The sequence below is a fragment of the Neisseria elongata subsp. elongata genome (genome assembly GCF_900113545.1).
GTDB lineage: Bacteria > Pseudomonadota > Gammaproteobacteria > Burkholderiales > Neisseriaceae > Neisseria > Neisseria elongata.
Genome location: NZ_FOPS01000004.1, coordinates 162715 through 181272, shown reverse-complemented (window position 1 = coordinate 181272; position 18558 = coordinate 162715). Strand labels below are relative to the sequence as shown.

The 18558-nt window shown below is 56.6% G+C and carries 23 protein-coding genes and 1 pseudogene; 12 read left to right on the top strand and 12 right to left on the bottom strand.

Annotated elements, in window-relative coordinates; all coding sequences use genetic code 11:
• Positions 1 to 105: 105 nt before the first annotated feature.
• Positions 106 to 414 (bottom strand): Grx4 family monothiol glutaredoxin, encoded by a 309-nt coding sequence (gene grxD / locus BM261_RS05665; RefSeq protein ID WP_040665786.1) that lies wholly within the window; start codon positions 412 to 414, stop codon positions 106 to 108.
• A 140-nt stretch (positions 415 to 554) separates the two neighbouring features.
• Between grxD and BM261_RS05660 the strand changes: the two genes are divergently transcribed.
• Positions 555 to 2474: an ABC-F family ATP-binding cassette domain-containing protein gene (locus tag BM261_RS05660; protein WP_074896104.1), complete on the top strand. Its 1920-nt coding sequence runs from the start codon at positions 555 to 557 to the stop codon at positions 2472 to 2474.
• Between the two features lie 4 nt (positions 2475 to 2478).
• The gene (locus BM261_RS05655; protein ID WP_074896258.1) at positions 2479 to 3003 is read left to right on the top strand and encodes an OmpH family outer membrane protein; all 525 of its coding nucleotides are present in this window, start codon (positions 2479 to 2481) and stop codon (positions 3001 to 3003) included.
• 247 nt (positions 3004 to 3250) lie between these two features.
• On the opposite strand, the gene BM261_RS12060 is transcribed toward BM261_RS05655, so the two are convergent.
• From BM261_RS12060 to BM261_RS05615, 9 genes and pseudogenes are all read right to left on the bottom strand, one after another.
• The gene (locus tag BM261_RS12060; protein WP_174888219.1) at positions 3251 to 3568 is read right to left on the bottom strand and encodes a hypothetical protein; all 318 of its coding nucleotides are present in this window, start codon (positions 3566 to 3568) and stop codon (positions 3251 to 3253) included.
• A gap of 104 nt (positions 3569 to 3672) precedes the next feature.
• Positions 3673 to 5079, bottom strand: coding sequence for a hypothetical protein (locus tag BM261_RS05645; RefSeq protein ID WP_074896098.1), 1407 nt, complete (start codon positions 5077 to 5079; stop codon positions 3673 to 3675).
• Between the two features lie 49 nt (positions 5080 to 5128).
• Positions 5129 to 6250 (bottom strand): GTPase HflX, encoded by a 1122-nt coding sequence (hflX, locus tag BM261_RS05640; RefSeq protein ID WP_074896255.1) that lies wholly within the window; start codon positions 6248 to 6250, stop codon positions 5129 to 5131.
• Positions 6251 to 6378: 128 nt separating this feature from the next.
• Complete coding sequence (locus BM261_RS05635) at positions 6379 to 7017, bottom strand: 7-carboxy-7-deazaguanine synthase QueE (protein ID WP_074896095.1); 639 nt, start codon at positions 7015 to 7017, stop codon at positions 6379 to 6381.
• An 11-nt stretch (positions 7018 to 7028) separates the two neighbouring features.
• Positions 7029 to 7127, bottom strand: a pseudogene (locus BM261_RS12395) (DUF1304 domain-containing protein); the annotation flags it as partial.
• Positions 7128 to 7386: 259 nt separating this feature from the next.
• Complete coding sequence (gene queD, locus BM261_RS05630) at positions 7387 to 7809, bottom strand: 6-carboxytetrahydropterin synthase QueD (protein ID WP_074896092.1); 423 nt, start codon at positions 7807 to 7809, stop codon at positions 7387 to 7389.
• A 92-nt stretch (positions 7810 to 7901) separates the two neighbouring features.
• Positions 7902 to 9257: a prephenate-dependent tRNA uridine(34) hydroxylase TrhP gene (trhP, locus tag BM261_RS05625; protein ID WP_074896090.1), complete on the bottom strand. Its 1356-nt coding sequence runs from the start codon at positions 9255 to 9257 to the stop codon at positions 7902 to 7904.
• 100 nt (positions 9258 to 9357) lie between these two features.
• Complete coding sequence (locus BM261_RS05620) at positions 9358 to 9744, bottom strand: hypothetical protein (protein ID WP_074896252.1); 387 nt, start codon at positions 9742 to 9744, stop codon at positions 9358 to 9360.
• Between the two features lie 123 nt (positions 9745 to 9867).
• The gene (locus BM261_RS05615; protein WP_074896087.1) at positions 9868 to 10686 is read right to left on the bottom strand and encodes a tRNA threonylcarbamoyladenosine dehydratase; all 819 of its coding nucleotides are present in this window, start codon (positions 10684 to 10686) and stop codon (positions 9868 to 9870) included.
• 117 nt (positions 10687 to 10803) lie between these two features.
• On the opposite strand from BM261_RS05615, the gene BM261_RS05610 reads away from it, so the two are divergent.
• Complete coding sequence (locus tag BM261_RS05610) at positions 10804 to 11277, top strand: universal stress protein (RefSeq protein ID WP_074896084.1); 474 nt, start codon at positions 10804 to 10806, stop codon at positions 11275 to 11277.
• Between the two features lie 90 nt (positions 11278 to 11367).
• On the opposite strand, the gene BM261_RS05605 is transcribed toward BM261_RS05610, so the two are convergent.
• Together BM261_RS05605 and BM261_RS05600 are read right to left on the bottom strand one after the other, a co-directional pair.
• Entirely contained in the window at positions 11368 to 12336 is a 969-nt protein-coding gene (locus BM261_RS05605) for an SPFH domain-containing protein (RefSeq protein WP_003771580.1), read from the bottom strand.
• A gap of 9 nt (positions 12337 to 12345) precedes the next feature.
• The gene (locus tag BM261_RS05600; protein WP_074896081.1) at positions 12346 to 12753 is read right to left on the bottom strand and encodes an NfeD family protein; all 408 of its coding nucleotides are present in this window, start codon (positions 12751 to 12753) and stop codon (positions 12346 to 12348) included.
• Positions 12754 to 12948: 195 nt separating this feature from the next.
• Between BM261_RS05600 and BM261_RS05595 the strand changes: the two genes are divergently transcribed.
• The 9 genes from BM261_RS05595 (at position 12949) to BM261_RS12645 (ending at position 18516) form a co-directional block, all read left to right on the top strand.
• On the top strand, positions 12949 to 13422 hold the full coding sequence (locus BM261_RS05595; protein ID WP_074896078.1) for an LPS-assembly lipoprotein LptE: 474 nt from the start codon (positions 12949 to 12951) through the stop codon (positions 13420 to 13422).
• Positions 13423 to 13480: 58 nt separating this feature from the next.
• Positions 13481 to 14518 carry a UDP-glucose--hexose-1-phosphate uridylyltransferase gene (locus BM261_RS05590; RefSeq protein ID WP_074896074.1) on the top strand — a complete coding sequence of 346 codons (1038 nt, stop codon included), beginning with the start codon at positions 13481 to 13483 and terminating at the stop codon, positions 14516 to 14518.
• 5 nt (positions 14519 to 14523) lie between these two features.
• On the top strand, positions 14524 to 15039 hold the full coding sequence (locus BM261_RS05585; RefSeq protein WP_074896071.1) for a hypothetical protein: 516 nt from the start codon (positions 14524 to 14526) through the stop codon (positions 15037 to 15039).
• Entirely contained in the window at positions 15036 to 15200 is a 165-nt protein-coding gene (locus BM261_RS12650) for a hypothetical protein (protein WP_162817028.1), read from the top strand. Before BM261_RS05585 ends, BM261_RS12650 begins: the two co-directional genes overlap by 4 nt.
• Positions 15201 to 15215: 15 nt before the next feature.
• Positions 15216 to 15530, top strand: coding sequence for a hypothetical protein (locus BM261_RS05580; protein WP_074896068.1), 315 nt, complete (start codon positions 15216 to 15218; stop codon positions 15528 to 15530).
• 272 nt (positions 15531 to 15802) lie between these two features.
• The gene (locus BM261_RS05575) at positions 15803 to 16174 is read left to right on the top strand and encodes a DUF4288 domain-containing protein (protein WP_074896249.1); all 372 of its coding nucleotides are present in this window, start codon (positions 15803 to 15805) and stop codon (positions 16172 to 16174) included.
• Between the two features lie 85 nt (positions 16175 to 16259).
• Positions 16260 to 16559, top strand: coding sequence for an ion transporter (locus tag BM261_RS05570; protein ID WP_338040364.1), 300 nt, complete (start codon positions 16260 to 16262; stop codon positions 16557 to 16559).
• Positions 16560 to 16622: 63 nt separating this feature from the next.
• The gene (gene galK, locus BM261_RS05565) at positions 16623 to 17768 is read left to right on the top strand and encodes a galactokinase (RefSeq protein ID WP_074896065.1); all 1146 of its coding nucleotides are present in this window, start codon (positions 16623 to 16625) and stop codon (positions 17766 to 17768) included.
• Between the two features lie 310 nt (positions 17769 to 18078).
• Positions 18079 to 18516: a hypothetical protein gene (locus BM261_RS12645; protein ID WP_074896246.1), complete on the top strand. Its 438-nt coding sequence runs from the start codon at positions 18079 to 18081 to the stop codon at positions 18514 to 18516.
• Positions 18517 to 18558: the final 42 nt, after the last annotated feature.

The window sequence follows — 18558 nt, the reverse complement described above, 5'->3', positions numbered from 1 at the left end:
AAAAAAGCAATTCGCCACGGTTGAAGCCGGGCAAGGGCACAAACCATCATGCCAAAATAGAAAACAGGCCGTCTGAAACTTTTCAGACGGCCTCCGTTTGCCGGATTACTTGGCGGCAACCAACTCCTGCAATTCACCGGCGTCATACATTTCCTGCAAAATGTCCGCGCCGCCGATAAATTCGCCGTTCACATAAAGCTGCGGGATGGTCGGCCAATCGCTGTATTCCTTAATGCCCTGGCGCACTTCGGCGTTTTCCAACACATTGACCGTAACATACTGCGCGCCCGCCGCGTTCAGCAGCTGCACCGCACGGGAAGAAAAACCGCACTGCGGAAACTGCTTCGTACCCTTCATAAACAACACGATGGGATGGGTGGTAACGACTTCTTTGATTTGCTCTTGGATGCTCATGGTGTTCCTAACGATTTGTCGGTTAAAAAACCGCGCCATTATACGCATCCTTTTGACGAATTTGAAATGCTTGTTTTAGAAACGGCGGCGAAACGGTAAAATGCCGCCTTTTTCCGCCTCCATCCGCCCAAGCTTCAAACATGATAGAAATCAAAAACCTCACCCTGCAACGCGGCCTAAAAGTGCTGCTCGACCAAGCCGCCCTCTCCCTCGCCCCCGGCCGCCGCGTCGGCCTGATCGGCAAAAACGGCAGCGGCAAATCCAGCCTCTTCGCCCTGCTCAAAGGCGAAATCACAGCAGACAAAGGCGATGTTTCCATTCCGAAACACTGGAAAACCGCCGCCGTTGCCCAGGAAACGCCCGCGCTGGACATATCCGCGCTGGATTATGTTTTGCAGGGCGACGGGGAATTGCAGCTTTTTCAGACGGCCTTACACGAAGCCGAAGCAAAAAACGACGGTATGAAACAGGCCAAATATCATGCCAAATTGGAAGAAATCGATGCTTACAGCGCGCCCGCCCGCGCTGCCAAACTGTTAAGCGGCTTGGGTTTTTCCCAAGAAGAACATGGCCGGCCGGTCAAATCCTTTTCCGGCGGCTGGCGGATGCGCCTCAATCTGGCGCAGGCGCTGATGTGCCGCGCCGATTTGCTGCTGCTGGACGAACCGACCAACCATCTCGATTTGGAAACTGTGTTATGGCTGGAAAACCATCTGTCCGGCTTGCCCTGCACCCAAATCATCATTTCGCACGACCGCGATTTTCTCAACGCCACCACGACGCAGACCGTCGAACTTTCCGATCAAAAGCTCACGCTTTACGGCGGCAATTACGATTTTTACCAGGCCGAACGCGCCCGCCGCTTGGCACAACAGCAGGCGGCCTACCTCAAACAGCAGGCGCAAATCAAACACCTGCAATCCTTTATCGACCGATTCAAAGCCAAGGCCACCAAAGCCGTGCAGGCGCAGAGCCGCATGAAGGCCTTGGACAAGCTCGAACGCATCGCGCCGGCACACTTCGACAGCGGGTTTTCGTTTGAATTCGACAGCCCCGCCCACCTGCCCAATCCGTTGCTGCAACTGGACAAAGCCGATTTGGGCTACGGCGGCGAACCCGTTTTGCACGGCATCGACCTGTCGCTGGAAAGCGGTGCGCGTTACGGCCTTTTGGGGGTAAACGGCAGCGGCAAATCGACCTTTATCAAAACGCTGGCGGGCGAACTGAATGTCTTGTCCGGCCGGATTGTCCGCTCGGACAAGCTCAATATCGGTTATTTCGCCCAACACCAGCTCGATACACTGCGTCCCGACCAAAGCCCGCTGTGGCACATCCAAAAACTCAGCCCCGATGTGCGCGAACAGGAAATCCGCAACTTCCTCGGCAGCTTCAACTTTGTCGGCGATGCCGCCCTGCAGAAAACCGAACCGTTTTCCGGCGGCGAAAAGGCGCGGCTGGCATTGGCGATGATTGTGTGGCAGAAGCCTAATTTGCTGCTGTTGGACGAACCGACCAACCATCTCGATTTGGACATGCGCCACGCACTCACGCTCGCATTGCAAAGTTTTCAAGGCGCGCTGATTGTCGTCTCGCACGACCGCAGCCTGCTCGAAGCCACCACCGACAGCTTCCTGCTGATAGAACAAGGCCGTCTGAAAACGTTTGACGGCGATTTGGAAGACTACCGCCGTTACCGTTTGGCACAAGAAAACGCCGCCGCCGCGCCCGCCGCTTCGGCGCAAAGCCGCAATCGCAAAGATGCCAAGCGCATCGAAGCGCAAATCCGCCAAGAAAAAGCCCGCCTCGGCAAACCCTTGCAGCAGAAAATCGACCAAGCCGAAAAAGAAATCGCCGCCCTTAGCGAAATTCAGACGGCCTGTGAAGCATTTTTGGCACAGGAAGACGCCTATTCCGATGCCAACAAAGCCAAATTGCAGCAGACCCTCGCACAATTGGCGGAAACTAAAGTAAAATTAGAAAAACAAGAGGAAAACTGGCTGGCATGGCAGGAAGAATTGGAACAGATAAACCATGCCGTTGAAACAGAATTCCGGGGATAAACTTATGAACAGCATCATCAAATACAGCATCATCGCCGCCATATCCGCCGCCTCGCTGCCGGCCGGAGCCAAAGTGTACGAATGCAACGTCGGCGGCGTAACCGTCTATACCTCGCGCCCTTCGGCCAACTGCCATACGCCCGACCTGCCGAGGATAGGCAGCTATACCAGCATCGCCCCGCGCGTTGCACCGCCGCCGCGCGAACCGGCCGCCCAGGCCTCTGCTGCTCCGGCATCGCCGAGGCGCGCCTCCATGAGTACGAACCGCGCCGCCAATGCGCCGATACGTACCGCGCCCCCGCTGCAAACCGCCGATGCGGGCCTGCCCAAGCCTTCGGGCAGCAGCGGCCGCCGCACCATTTTGGAACAAGAACTGGCCAACGAACAGCAGGCTTTGGCATCCGCGCAAAACGAACTGAGTGCCGCCCGCGCGCAGAAAAACCAAAACCGCGCCAGCCAGCTCACGGCCAATATCCAAGACCGCCGTCAAAATATCCAAGCCCTGCAGCGCGAATTGAGCCGGATGTAGGCTGCCCGAATACAGAAAATCCTGAAACCCGTTGCCGGTTTCAGGATTTTTCTTTTCATACTGTTTTTTCAGACGGCCTCCTGCGTGGATCAGGCCGTCTGAAAGACGCCATACCTCAAATTCCCGTTTCATGCGTTCTTGCTCTTGTTCGTTGAACAGGCAGATGCACAAAGCCAAACAATCATACGGTTCCCAGCCGTTTGGGGCGGCAAAATTAAAAAGGGCCTGCGACAAGCCGGCATTATCGTCAAACCGGGCTTGCAGCCTTTCGGCGGCAACCGGCTCGGGCGTGCCGACCGGCATCACGCCGCAACCGTCGGCCAAATCCAAAGGAAACGGCAAAGGAAGGGAGAAATAAATTTTGCCGTCCCAATCCTGCAAGGTCGGCTGCCCGCCGCGCACAATAAAAAAGCATCCGTGCCAAACAAGGCAAATATATTTTCATGTTCGCTTTCGACTTCGCTCCCGAAAACACCTGATGAAAATCCGCTAAAAAATTGTCTTTGCCGTTATCGAACAAAATCAGCGAATCGGGCGATGTTTGCAACAGATAAGGCTGCTTCATGGTTCAATCTTTCACGCTTCAGCCAAAATTCACATCACTTTAACGGTTTTTCCCTTCATCCTTCATTTTCAGACGGCCTTATATGCAGAGGCCGTCTGAAAGCCTTATCTTCCGGCATCGGGATGAAACGGAATGGGGTCGGGAATCTTGTTTAAATCATAAACATCAAAATCAATCACCTGTTCCTTTTCGTTCCATCTCAATTTGCGCGACGGCGAGGAATGTTCGGCCAAAACTTTATCCAGGGCGGCGCGGCGGCTTTCGGCGGGCAGGCGGTATAAGGCTAAGGCCGCGTTAAAGGCGCGCTGTTGCATGGCGGTGTCTTGCAGGCGGTAGACGTATCCGTCAAAAGAAGGCAGGGCGGCGTCGGTGGTCAGGCAGCCTATACTGTTGCCCAGGCATGCCCATTTTTGGGCAAACGTTTTTTCAGACGGCTGCGGCTGTCTCTGTATTTTTTGATCAGCCTTCAAAACGGCGGCGGCCTCAGGTTTGCAGTAAGAGGCATAATGCGGCGCGGTTTGCGCCATATTGTGCGTTGCATCAAAGCGCGGCAGGAACAATAATGCGAAGTCGGCTGCCCGGATTTGCGAGTCGTCGCCCAAAGCCATAAGTTCCCGCCATTCCGATACCTGCATCATCTGCACACCTTTGCCGTCCAATTTGCGGTACATATTACCCGTTTGGTGGAATTCGTCCTGCATGGCCAAACAAATGCTTTGTTCCTGTTCGTCCAATACATCGAACACGCCGCCGCATTCGGCAGGCAGGCGGTTTGCCCATTCGGGTTTTTCATGCAGCATTTGCGCCGCCAGTCCGGTGTTGCGGCGGATGACGGCGTTTCCGATCATGGGAAAAATCAGGCCCGGACGGCCGTGAAGCAGGCTACGGCCGGTTTTAATGTTGCGGCAGACACGCTGCCAGGCTTGGTCTTCCCCGCCCTGCGCCCAGTCCAGTGCGGCAAGGCCATGACTGCGGAGAAGCCATTCAAAGCGCGGAAAACCCACTTCTGTAAAATCTTCTTGATCGTTCGGCCAGTTGCGCGGGGCGAAAGTGTCGTAATCGGCCAGTTTGTCCACGTTGGCAAACAGTTCGGCATGTTTTTCCGCTTCGGCGCGGTATTTGGGCAGGTTGACACGGATTTGGGACAGATATTCCGCCGCCGTACCGATAAAGGTCAAAATATCGTCATCGGGCGGCGGCAGGTATCTGTCCGCCAATTCGTTATGGCGCGCAAAGGTATCAGGGTTGTATTTGATCACTTCGCCGAAACGGCGCATCAAATCGGCGCGTTCGGCATCGTCTTTTGTGCGGTATTGCAGCAGCCACAATGCGTCTATGCCGTTTTTCGCAGACGGCGGCGGCGCGGGCGGCGCGGCCAGCAAAGCCAAATCAGCTTCGGCGGCACGGATTTCGCGCTGTTTCAGCCATTCGGGAACGGCATACAGGACGGCGACGGCGGCCAATATCAGGACGGCGGTTGCACCAAGCAGGTATTTGAGCAGGCGTTTCATAACATTTCCCTAATCGTTAAGTGCTTTTTAAAACGGTGGTAATGGTATTTCAAACGGTGTTTTGGTTTTTCAGGCCGTCTGAAACGGCGTGTTCGGCCAATATTTCGCGCAATGCGTCCAAACCTTCGCCCGTTTTAACCGAAATATTGGCCGCCACCGCCCTACCTTGTATGTCGCGCAGGACGCCGAAACGGCGTTCTTCGGGCGGCAGCAGGTCGGTTTTGTTGTACAGCACGATTTGCGGTACGTCGCCCGCGCCGATTTCGCGCAATACTTCGTTCACATCGTCTATCTGCCGTTCGTGTTCCGGATGGGCGGCATCGACGACGTGCAGCAGTACATCGGCCAATGCGGTTTCTTCCAGCGTGGCGGAGAAGGCGGCCACCAGGCCGTGCGGCAGGTCGCGTACGAAGCCCACCGTATCGGTGAGTATGATGCTGGCCGACGGGTTGAGATACAGGCGGCGGGCGGTAGTGTCCAGTGTGGCGAAGAGTTGGTTTTTGGCCAAGATGTCGGCTTTGGTCAGGCGGTTGAACAGGCTGGATTTGCCGGTATTGGTGTAGCCGACCAGAGCGAAGGTGGGCAGGCTGCCGTGTTCGCGCGCCTTGCGGCGGGTGGCGCGTTGGCGGCGGACGGCTTCGAGCCGTTTTTTCAGGGCGGTGATTTTTTGGGCGATCAGGCGGCGGTCGGTTTCGAGTTGGGTTTCGCCCGGCCCTTTCAGGCCGATGCCGCCTTTTTGGCTTTGCAGGTGGCCGTAGCCGCGCACCAGGCGGCCGGATAGGTGGGTCAGTTGCGCCAGTTCGACCTGCAATCGGCCTTCCTGGCTTTGCGCCCTTTGGGCAAAAATGGCCAATATCAGGCCGACGCGGTCGAGTACGCGGCATTGCAGGGCTTTTTCGAGATTGCGCTCCTGGGTGGGGGTGAGTTCGTGGTTGAACACGGCCAGTTCGATTTGCCGTTCGCGAACGGTTTGCGCCAATTCTTCGGCCTTGCCGGTGCCGACAAACAGGGCGGGGTGGGCGCGGTCGCGTTTGGCGGTTTGACGGCAGACGAGTTCGCCCCCGGTGGCGCGGACGAGTTCTTCCGCTTCAGCCATTGCGGCGGCAAAGGCGCGTTCGCGGGTTTCGTGCGCGCCGGTGTAGTCGGCATCGAGCATCATGCCGACCAGCATGATGCGTTCGGGTTTGCTCAAGAATTTATCGGGCTGTTTGGACACTGGCTTTCCTCGGATTTCGGGTTTGCCCGCGATGATACGGCAAAGGCCGTCTGAACGGTGGAAAAGGTTTTTCAGACGGCCTTTTACTCTATCCCCGCCCATTTGTGCGTCTGCACGCTCAGCTGCCAATGCACGGGTGCGTCGGGGCGGCTGTTTAAAATACCGATTTGGCGGATGGTGTCGTAGATGTTCATCGCGCCGTTTTGTTCGCAGGGCGAAAGGTAGTAATGGCGCGCGCGTATTTTGCGTTCCATGTTTTGGCAGAACGCAACGACATCGCCGTCCGCAACAATCCGCACTTCGTCGGCTTTGGCGATGCAGTTTGTTTCATATTTTTCGGCGTAGCAGGCTTTGGGGCTGGTGGCGACATAGTCGATTTGCGACGGCGCGGGCTTGAGGCCGTTGGTTTCGATGCAGAGGAAATAGCCTTCGGCTTTGAGCGCGTCGAGCAGCGTATCGAGATGCGGCTGTATGGTCGGCTCGCCGCCGGTAATGATGACGTTACGCGCGGTGTAGGTTTTCAGACGGCCTAAGATGTCGGACAGGCTCATCATGCCGAATTTCAAATAATCGGTATCACACCAACCGCACGCCAGATTGCATTTGCCCAAACGGACGAAAACAGCAGGCATACCCGTGTTCCAGCCCTCGCCTTGCAGGCTCTCGAAAATTTCGACGATGCGGAATTGCGGATTTTCGGGGGCGACGCTGATTTTTTTCATACCGCCGACACCGCTGCCTTTTTGCTGGGAATCTGCGTCATTTCAAGCCAGGCGATGTAGAAATGTTCGATTGCGACGAGGAGGACTAGGAGGGTGGAAAGGAGTTTCATGGTGTTCCTTTTAATGGGTGCGTTGGTATAAAAGGCCGTCTGAAAAGCAGGGAATCCGTGCAGGAAAAAACCGCTTTACAGTAAATTCAAAGAAGAATGCCCACACCATCATTCCCGCGTAGGCGGGAATCCAGGGATTTGGAATTGCTGCAATTTTTAAATTCCTGAAAAACAAGGCCTGGATTCCCGCCTACGCGGGAATGACGGGGGTGGGCAGGCCTTATTTAAATTGACTATATCGATACGTCCGAGATATTCCCTACCCCTCCTCATACTCCGCACACGAGGTCGGCGTTTCCCACAGTTTGACATTAGACACATTCAAACCCGCATTTTTCAGACGGCCGTACATTTCAACCGCCATGTTTTCGGCGGTGGTGCGGAAGGGAAGGCGCAGGGTTTTCATGTTCCAACCCTCCAAAAGCACGGCGATTTGGCTTTCACGTTCATTGCCGCCGTGATAGATGAAGGAGTGGTCGAAAGGTTCGATGATGTGTTGCTTGACTGTGCGTTTCAGGTCGGAAAAATCCATCACCATGCCGTCTTTCGCGCCGCCTTCGATGGGGCTGCCCGAAACGGTGATTTCCAGTTTGTAAGTATGGCCGTGCAGATTTTGGCACTTGCCATCGTGGCCATCGAGCATATGCGAGGAATCGAAAGTAAAGATTTTGGTGATTTTCATTATTTTGTTTTTGAGCTGTTTTGACGATATGGAGGCCGTCTGAAAGCCGTTGCTGCGGTTTTCAGACGGCCTTTTGCCGTTGCCGGACGCGCTTAGGGATTCAAAACCCGGGCAATCAGGGCTTTTTCTTTGCCCTGCATATTCGGGATTTTGACTTGGATGCCGTTGCCCGGGGCGACTTCGACGGCTGTGCCTTTGCGGGTCATTTGTTCCAGCGTAATGGTTTGGTTGCCTTCGGGATGGATGATTTCCAAGATGTCGCCGACGGCAAAGCGGTTTTTGACTTCCACCGTTGCCCAGCCTTCGGCATCGATTTCGGTAACGTGTCCGACGTATTGGCTTTGTTTGGCGGTGGAATGGCCGCTGAGGTAGTTTTGGTAGTCTTGGGTTTGGTGGCGTTCGAGGAAGCCGCTGGTGTAGCCGCGGTTGGCGAGGCCTTCGAGTTCGCTCAGCAAACCGTAGTCGAACGGACGGCCTGCGACAGCATCGTCAATCGCTTTGCGGTAGGACTGGGCGACGCGGGCGACGTAGTAGAGCGACTTGGTGCGGCCTTCGACTTTGAGGCTGTCCACGCCGATTTTGGCGAGTTTCTCGACAACTTCGATACCGCGCAGGTCTTTGGAATTCATGATGTAGGTGCCGTGTTCGTCTTCCATAATCGGCATCATTTCGCCTGGGCGGTTGGACTCCTCAATCAGGAAGACTTTGTCGGCGTAGGGATGGCGTTTCTGACCGTTGATGCCTTCGAAGTTTTGGTTGGCTTCTTCTTGGGCTTTTTCAAAGTTGAAGCCTTGCAGAAGCTGGGCATCGCCCGCATCGCTTTCAGTGGCGTTGTGGACTTTGTAGTCCCAGCGGCAGGAATTGGTGCAGGTGCCTTGGTTGGGGTCGCGGTGGTTGAAATAGCCCGACAATAGGCAACGGCCTGAGTAGGCGATGCACAATGCGCCGTGGATGAAGACTTCGAGTTCGATGTCGGGGCATTCTTGGCGGATTTCGGCGATTTCTTCCATGCTCAATTCGCGCGACAGGATGATGCGTTCGACGCCGATGTTCTGCCAGAATTTCACGCCCCAGTAGTTGGTGGTGTTCGCCTGTACGGACAGGTGGATCGGCATCTCCGGCCATTTTTCGCGCACGGTCATAATCAAACCCGGATCCGCCATAATCAGCGCGTCGGGTTTCATGGCAATCAGCGGCTCCATGTCGGCAACGAAGGTTTTGAGTTTGGAATTGTGCGGCAGGGTGTTGACGGTCAAAAAGAATTTTTTGTTGCGCTCGTGCGCTTCTTTAATGCCTTGCTCGAGGACGTCGAGTTTGGCAAATTCGTTGTTTCGGGCGCGCAGGGAGTAACGCGGGCTGCCGGCATAAACGGCGTCTGCGCCGTAATCGTAGGCGGCGCGCATACGTTCGAGACCGCCGGCGGGAAGGAGGAGTTCGGGTGCTTTCATGTTTGAGCTTTATAAAAGGTTTCAGACGGCCTGAGTTTGGGCCGTCTGAAAAAGATGGGTAAACGGGCGGATTATCCGTGCTTTCGCCCGCCGGGTCAATTTACCACCACCAAGGCCCCCACGGACGCGGGCCGTACCACCAGTCGTCGTAATAGCGGTAGCGGCGCATGTCTTCCAATTCGACTTGGGCCGCATAGCTCTGCCAGGCCATTTTGTAGCAGGCTTGGAACATTTTGTCGTTTACCCTGTCGAGGTAGGCCAGCCGGAAAGCCTGCCTTTCCTTTTCGCCCGAACCGGTATCGCCGTCGAATTGGCGGCGCATCAGGCGGGCGGTTTCGGGGTCGCATTGGGCGGCCAGCCCAACTTGCAGGTTTTGGCGCGCCCGAATGCGGGCTGCCTCGCGTTCGGCCTGCTGTTCGGGTGTCAGGGCGCAGGCGGACAGCAAAACGACGGCGGCAAGTACGGCATATTTCACAGCATATTTCATCGCAACACTCCTTGATTGCAAAACGGTATCGGACGGCGGCGGCATGTGTTCGTTTTTTTTGGGGGCGGCATATAGATTTTCTGTTTTCAGACGGCCTGCCTTCATTATCGCGCTTTGCAGCGGCTAGTCCAAGCCTCCCTTGCCTTTTTTACCTTCCGCCTTACCTGACGCGATGTGTTCCAAAGCGGCTTGGGCGCAATACAGGCCGAAAGGTGCGGTTACCAACATGCTCGCGCCGTAACCCGCGCACGACAGTCCTTGCGGCGAGGAACCGGCGGCACAGGCTTCGGCCGTTTGCGGCGGCGTGATGTTTTCCAGCGAATACACGCAGGGTACGCGCATTTTTTCCTTGGCATCGCGCGGGAAGCCGTAGCGTTTCCGCAAGGTGTAGCGCAGGTTGGCCAGCAGCGGGTCGTGGGTAACGCGGCTCAGGTCGGCGGTTTGAATCAGGGCGGGATTTTTCTGCCCGCCCGCACCGCCGCTCAATATGAAAGGCTGCCCGTGACGGACGAAATAGGCGGCCATCGCCGCTTTGACGCGCATTTGGTCGATGGCGTCGATAACGAAGTCGAAAGGCCGTCTGAAAAGCACGGGCAGGTTGTCTTCGGTAACGAAATCCTCGATTTCGGTAACACGGCAGGCGGGGTTGATCTGCAGGATGCGTTCGTGCAGGGCGGTTACTTTGGCCTTGCCGAAATCGCAGGTCAGCGCATGCAGCTGGCGGTTTACATTAGACTCTGCCACATTGTCCAAATCAATCAGGGTCAACGCGCCGATGCCGGAACGCGCCAAAGCCTCGACCGCCCACGAACCCACGCCGCCCACGCCGACCACGCAGACATGCGCGGCAGCAAAGCGGTTTAAGGCGTCCGCACCGTAAAGGCGGGCGATTCCGCCGAAACGGCGTTCGGAAACGGCGGCAGAAAAATCGTTGTCGTTCATTGTTGCATATCAAAACAAAATAGAAAAATTGCACACTCGGGCGCGGGCTGCATTATACTTCAGCCCATACGGCGCGTCCGTAAACGAAATCTTAATAATTTCATAAAGGAGGGTTGTATGTATAAACATCTGGTGGTAGCGGTAGACGGCAGCGAAACTTCCGTCAATGCCTTGAGACATGCCTGCAGCGTGGCCGCCGCGGGCAAAGCGAAACTGACTTTGGTCCACGTGGCCAACCCCGCCGAATATATGGCTCTGGCTCCCGAATTCCTGCAACAGGCCAGTTATGAAGAAGCCGCCATTGCCAACGGCAACGAGGTGCTTTCCGAAGCCGTGGAAATTACCAACGACGCGGAACCGGGCATCTCCGGCGTCAATACCCACCTGCTGCTAGCCAACAAAGGCGCACGCGAAATGGCGCAGGAATTGGTGGATTATGCCAGCCAACAGGGCGCGGACCTGCTGGTGCTGGGCACCCACGGCCGCACCGGCCTGATGCACCTCTTGATGGGCAGCTTCGCCGAAACCGTGATGCGCCAAAGCCATCTGCCGCTGCTGATTATCCGCAGCGAACAGCCTGACGAAGCCTAAGCGTCATCATCTGCCCGTAGCAATCAAAATAGCAAAAGGCCGTCTGAAACATGATTTTCAGACGGCCTTATCTATCACCGGGCTACCTGCTTATTGCGCCTTTACCGCCGGCACTTTCGCGCCTTCGACAATCTTCATCCCTGCGGAAACCAGGCTGCCGATGTCGGCCACGTTTGCCGGCATAATCAGCGTATTGCTTTCTTTGGCCAGTTTGGCGAAGGCTTCGACGTATTGCTCGGCGACTTTCAGTTTCACCGCCTCATCGCCGCCCTCAGTGCGTATCGCTTCGGCCACGGTGCGGATGGCGTCGGCACTGGCCTGCGCAACCAGGCGGATGGCTTCCGCCTCACCCTGCGCCTGATTGATTTTCGCCACTTTTTCACCGTTAGACGCATTGATGGCCGCCTGCGCCTCACCCTCGGATTTTTGAATTTCCGCTTCGCGCTGACCGGAAGCTAGGTTGATTTGTTCGATTTTCAAACCTTCGGACTGGGCGATACGGGCGCGTTTTTCGCGTTCCGCCGTGGTCTGTGCCTGCATGGCGCGCAAAATTTCCTGCGGCGGCACCAGGTCTTTGATTTCGTAACGCAGCACTTTAACGCCCCAAGAGACGGCAGCCTCATCCAATGCCGCCACCACGGCGCGGTTGGTATCCTCGCGCTCTTCAAAGGTCTTATCCATTTCCATCCGCCCGATAACCGAGCGCAGCGTGGTTTGCGCCAGTTGCGTAATCGCCAGCACATAATTGCTGGAACCGTATGACGCAAGCTTCGGATCGGTTACTTGGAAATAAATGATGCCGTCCACGGTGAGCTGGATGTTGTCGCGCGTGATGCACACCTGGCTGGGCACATCCAGCGGGATTTCCTTCTGCGTGTGCTTGTAGGCCACACGGTCGAGGAAGGGAATCAGAAAGTTCAAACCCGGCTCCAATACGCTGTGGAACTTGCCCAAGCGTTCGACAACGTGCGCCTCCTGCTGCGGCACAATGCAGACGGCCTTAAAGCCGAATATGACAACCGCGGCCAGAATAATCAGCGGCAAACCCAAAAATTCCATAATATCTCCTTAGTTTAAGTGGACAAGCAATATATTGCCTTCTTTGCCGCCAATCACGGCGAAGGAAGGCTCGGCAGCGGCTCGGGCGTTCAGGGCGCGCGCCTGCCAGGTGGTGCCCCGGTAAGAAACTTCGTATTGCCCTTCGCTCACGCGGCGCAGGATTTTCACGGTTTGACCGATGTCCAAATCATTGCTGACTTCATCGGCCGGCGTGCGGCGGCGTTTGATAAAGCCGTGCAGCCAAAAAAGGCCGACGGCGGAAATGGCGGCCGCCGTCAATATCGGCACGGCCGAGCCGTCAAACAGAAGCGAGGCCGCACCCGCGCCGGCCAGGGCGGCACTGATGATGAGCAGGTACAGGGTGCCGACAAACATTTCAACCACTAAAACGGCAACGGCTGCGATAAACCAATACATAACTCCCTCCCGCGTGGCAACATTAACAAATAATGTTGAGAATATAATCTATTTCAGGCTGTCTGAAAACCGTATCCGACCTGCCGCGCCTGTTTTTCCGCCGTACAAACTGCGGTAGAATGCGCACCTGCCGCATCCCGCACACAAAGGCCGTCTGAAAACCGGTTTTCAGACGGCCTGTTACAGGAAATCCCCATGAACACCAAACTCTTCCCGCTTGCCGCCGCCATGTTGCTGACTGCCTGCGGCTTCCACCTGAAAGGCAGCCTGCCCTACGACCACCTGCCCTATAAAAACTGGCACATTCAGGGCGGAGAACTGCAAGTGCCGCTGGAAAACGCCCTGCGCCGTTCAGACGGCCTCCCCGTTTCCGCCACCCAAGCCCAGGCTTCCGTTACCGTGAACAGCGTCGAACAGCAAAAAGACGTACTTACCATCACGCGCGCCGCCATGATTAACGAATACCAGCTGGCCCTGCGCGTCCGCGCACAAGTTTCCCGCAACGGCGAACCCGTCGGCGAACCGATGCAGATCGAAGTACGCCGCACCCTGGAATATGCCGATTCCGAAATCTTGGGCAAACAGGAAGAAGAAGCCATGATATGGCAGGAAATGCGCCGCGATGCCGCACAGCAAATCGTCCGCCGCCTGCCGTTCGCCGTACACTGACCGCCTTTTCAGACGGCCTCCGTGCCATTACCCCAACCACAACACAGCAAATACAACCATGTTCCATCCCGCAGACCACCCGCACCGCCGCTACAACCCCCTTGCCGACCAATGGATACTCGTCTCCCCCCACCGCGCCAAACGCCCGTGGCAGGGACAACAGGAAGCGGCCGACACCGCCGCCAAACCCGCGCACGACCCGTCGTGCTACCTTTGCCCGAGCAACAAACGCATCACCGGCGAGCAAAACCCCGATTACACCGAACCCTTCGTCTTCACCAACGACTTTTCCGCCCTGCTGCCCGACACCCCCGCCTATTCCGACAGCAGCCATCCGCTGTTCCAAAGCCAAAGCGTGCGCGGGGTCAGCCGCGTCATCTGCTTCTCGCCCGACCACGGCAAAACCCTGCCCGAACTGCCGCCCGAACAAATCGAAGCCGTCATCCGCGTTTGGCAGCAACAGGCAGAAGAACTGGGGCAGGCCTACCGCTGGGTGCAGATATTTGAAAACAAAGGCGCAGTCATGGGCTGCTCCAACCCCCACCCCCACGGCCAAATCTGGGCGGGCGACTTCCTGCCCGACCTGCCCGCCAAAGCCGATGCCGCCCAAAGCCGCTATTTCGCCGAAAACGGCCGCGCCCTGCTGCAAGACTACGCCGAAGAAGAAGCCGCCCGCCGCGAGCGCATCGTGGCCGAAAACGACGACTGGCTGGCCGTCGTCCCCTACTGGGCCGCATGGCCGTTTGAAACCCTGCTGCTGCCCAAAGGCGACATCCGCCGCATCACCGACCTGAACGACGGCCAACGCCGCACGCTGGCGCAGATACTCAAACAGCTCACCACCCGCTACGACAACCTGTTCCAAACCAGCTTCCCCTATTCAATGGGCTGGCACGGCGCACCCTTCGACGGCGGCGAACACCCCGAATGGCGGCTGCACGCCCACTTCTACCCGCCGCTCCTGCGTTCCGCCACGGTTCGTAAATTCATGGTCGGCTACGAAATGCTGGCCGAAGCCCAACGCGACCTGACCCCCGAACAAGCCGCCGAACGGCTTGCCGCCCTGTCAGACGTCCATTACAAACAGGCCGTCTGAAAAACATGCAGCTTCCCCGCCCGATAAGCATCGACATGCTCGATTTCCTGCGCGACGGCCGTTTCGACTGCATCGAACCCGGCCAAACGAAAGAATGGATACTCAACAATTTTCCCGATCCCGATGGAAAATGCCGCATCGCCGACGATATCTGGCTCTACGGCAACATCGAATTCCACTTCGGCGACGGGGAACTCGTCCGCATCTATTCCGACCATTTCCCACATGAGAAACTGCATGGCGGGCGGCACATCGCGCTCAAACGCCGCCTGCTGTCGCGCGTAAAAAAACTCAGCCTGCCACGCGTCATCCGCTGGCTGAACCGACGCGGCATCGACTTCGTCAAACAAAGCGACAAGTTAGGCATCCGCCTATATCTGCAAAGCGGCGTGGAACTCTACTTTGAAAACGACAGCGGCCGTCCCGACCGGCCGCGCCGTTTCAAAATGACCGCATTCTGCCGCACAAACGGCGGCGCAAACCGCTATCCCGTCATCCGGCGGCTGACAGGCGGCGAATGACACAGCCTCCGACTATGCCCGACATCCGCATCCTGACCCGCAGCATTTCCGAAGAATGGGAAGACCTATTGCTTGGCGCGTACACCGACCCCGAACGGGTAGAAACCGACCGCCTGCGCTATCTGGCCACCGTCGGCGTACAAGACCCTTGGCAGGAATGACGCGATGACGGCGACTTGGAAAACGCAGTCAAAATCACCGCCGTCCCCTATCACGGCGATGCCCCCGCCGAAACGCTGCACATCGTCATGCTTTACGAAGAATGCTTCGGCCAGACGGTAAAAACCATACTCGCCGCCTTTCCTTCCGAACAACAGGCGGAGCAATACGGCAATCGGATTGAAGCGGACAACGAAAAATCATTGTGGCCGGCCTATTGCGCCATTGCCGCCGTTACTCCAAACCGCTTGAGCGGGCTGCCCGAAGGCTGGCGCGACAACGGACGGCAGCCCGATTACCCCTATTTCGAACACAGCGGACAAGCCGTCTGAACGTATGTTTTTTACCTTTCTGTTTTTTCAGACGGCCTCTGAGGCCGTCTGAAAGATTCAGGCTATTTCCGACGGTTTCATCACCGACCTCCATAACCGGACGATGTACACCGCCCCGTCAGTACCCGCCGTCTGGTTTCAAACTGCCTGAAATACCGAAGCAAACAAGCAAATGCCTGATTCCGTTTGTACTGCGGTGGCGGTTTGCGTATGGTATGCGCCGTTACCGTCCCGCCGCCATGCCCCGCACCGTCGCCACAGAAAGGAAAACCATGCCGAACACCCGCTCGCCGACCGGTTGGTATTACTGCTCCTACCTCTTGCGACTGACCCTTGCCGGCAGCCCGTCCGCGCAAGACCCGGAAGCGCGTTTCTTATCGTATGAAAACACCGTGCTTATCCGCGCCGACAGCAGTTTGGAAGCCTACGACAAGACCCTGCGCATCGCACGGGAAAACGAAACGTCCTACACCAACGAACATCAGCAGGATGTGCAATGGAAACTGGTCGGCATCACCGACATCCTGCCGATTTACGAAGTACTCGGAGACGGGGCGGAAATCGCGTTTACCTCGCGGCCGCCGCGCAAACTCAAAAACCTGCAAAAATGGGTATTGCCGCGCGAACGGTTTGCCGAAAACTGAAGCCCTCCGCCCTTATTTTTTCAGACGGCCCCAATCCATGCAGGCCGTCTGAAAAAATTGATACAATACGCGCCCCGTAAAAAGCCTGTCCATTGGGCTTTTTCCTTATTCGGGCATCGTCCGCCCGGTGATGGAAGTGTATCCGCACGCATGGCTGTTTTTCGTCCCGTTCATCCTGGTTTCCGCCTTTGTGATGCTCAACCTGTTCGTCGCCGTGATTGTGGACACCATGGCAAACTTGGGCGCGGACGGCGAAGAAACGGACAAACAGGCCGGGCCGGAAACCAAAGACGGCGAACTGCCCGTCAGCAAAGACGAAATCGAACGCCTTCATCGGGAACTCGCCGAAATCAAAGCCATGCTGCGCGAACAATCACCGCGATAGTTTTCAGACGGCCTGACCCGCAAACCGAACAACATCCCGACAAACACCAACCGAAAGAACCTTATGAACCTCTCACAAATCTTTGAAAGCCAATTCGGCCGCCGGCCGGAATTTACCGTCCGCGCACCCGGCCGCGTCAATCTGATCGGCGAACATACCGACTACAACGACGGCTTCGTCCTGCCCTGCGCCATCGATTTCGCCACCTGCGCCGCCGCCGCCAAAAACGGCACGGATACCGTGCGCGTATATGCCGCCGATTACGGCGAAAGCGACGAATTTTCCCTCACCCAAGCTATCGAATCCTCCGGCAAACAATGGGCGGACTACATACGCGGCGTGATTTGGGCATTGCGCGAACACGGTTTCTCCTTTTCAGACGGCCTCGACATCGCCGTCAGCGGCAACGTACCGCAGGGCGCGGGTTTGAGTTCGTCCGCCGCATTGGAAGTCGCCGTCGCCCAAGTGTTTCAGACGGCCTTCGACCTGCCCGCCGACAAACCCATGCTGTCCAAAATCGGCCAATACGCCGAAAACCGCTTCGTCGGCTGCCAGTGCGGCATCATGGACCAACTCGCCAGCGCGTGCGGCCAACGCGGCCACGCCCTGCTCATCGACTGCCGCAGCCTGCACACCGCGCCCATCCCCGTCCCCGACACGCTCAGCGTCATGATTATCCATTCCCATGTCCGCCGTGGCTTGGTCGGCAGCGAATACAACACCCGCCGCCGCCAGTGCGAAACCACCGCCGCCCACTTCGGCGTCAAAGCCCTGCGCGACTTGACCTTGGAACAATTCGAGGCCGGCAAAACAGGTTTGGATGAAACCGCCGCCCGCCGCGCCCGCTACGTCATCGAAGAAAACCGCCGCACGCTGGATGCCGCCGAAGCACTCCGCCGCAACGACGTCCCCGCCCTCTCCCGCCTGATGGCCGAAAGCCACGCGGGTATGCGCGATGGCTTCGAAATCACCCACCCCGCCGTCGATACGCTGGTGGAACTGGTACACGAAATCATCGGCGAACAAGGCGGTGTGCGCATGACCGGCGGCGGCTTCGGCGGCTGCATCGTCGCCCTGCTGCCGCACCACCTGGTCGAACCCGTCAAACAGCATCTGGCGGCAAACTATCAGGCACGCACGGGGCTGAAAGAAGAAGTCTTCGTCTGCACCGCGCATGAAGGTGTCAGCGTAGCGAAAGAGGCCGTCTGAAAACGGATCGGGGATTCAGACGGCCTTGCGCAGCAACGGCCGTTCCATCCGTCTCCTCATCCGTTGAAAAGGTGTTGAGGGCAAGGCGGCCGGATGTGCGGCGCATGACCGGCCTGTCCGCCACACTACGCATCTAAATCGAAAGCAAAAAGGGAATTCTAAACGGCAGCTCGCCTGCACATGGAGTAAGGGAATACAAACCCGACGGCAGTTCCTCCATTCATAGCGGAGGAGCAAAAGCGTCATTTAAGACACAAATGGGCGGCCGCATAATGTTTGAATGGGACTTTTGGAACGGGGGGCAAAAAACATGAATGCAAACTTAAATGACAAAGACAAAGCTATGGATACCGCAATCAGGTTTCAGAAAAGGATGAGGATTCCGAAATTTTTCTTTTTAATTTTCGGAACCACAATCATTTTGGCATTTATCCAAGACGTGATAACGGGTTCTAACTTTCTGCAAACAACAATTATGCAAATAATATTTGCGATATATTTAGGCTTTGGAGGCATCATAATTTTATTCTACATAATCATCGCAGGAATTTGTCCTTATTGCCACGAGTTCCAAAAGATGAATTATGGCACCTCCGTCGGCATCGGGTCGGATAGCTTTACTTTTTTTAAAGGCATTTCCCCTGTTCCGAAAATCGATTACTGCAGCAAATGCGGCAAGCCCCTGTCTCCCGAAGCCGTAAATAAGGTAATGAATGATGAAACCAATGAAGAAAAAACTGATATTTGATGTAAATTGATGCGCGACAAGCAGCCGCAAGCCGGATTCTTA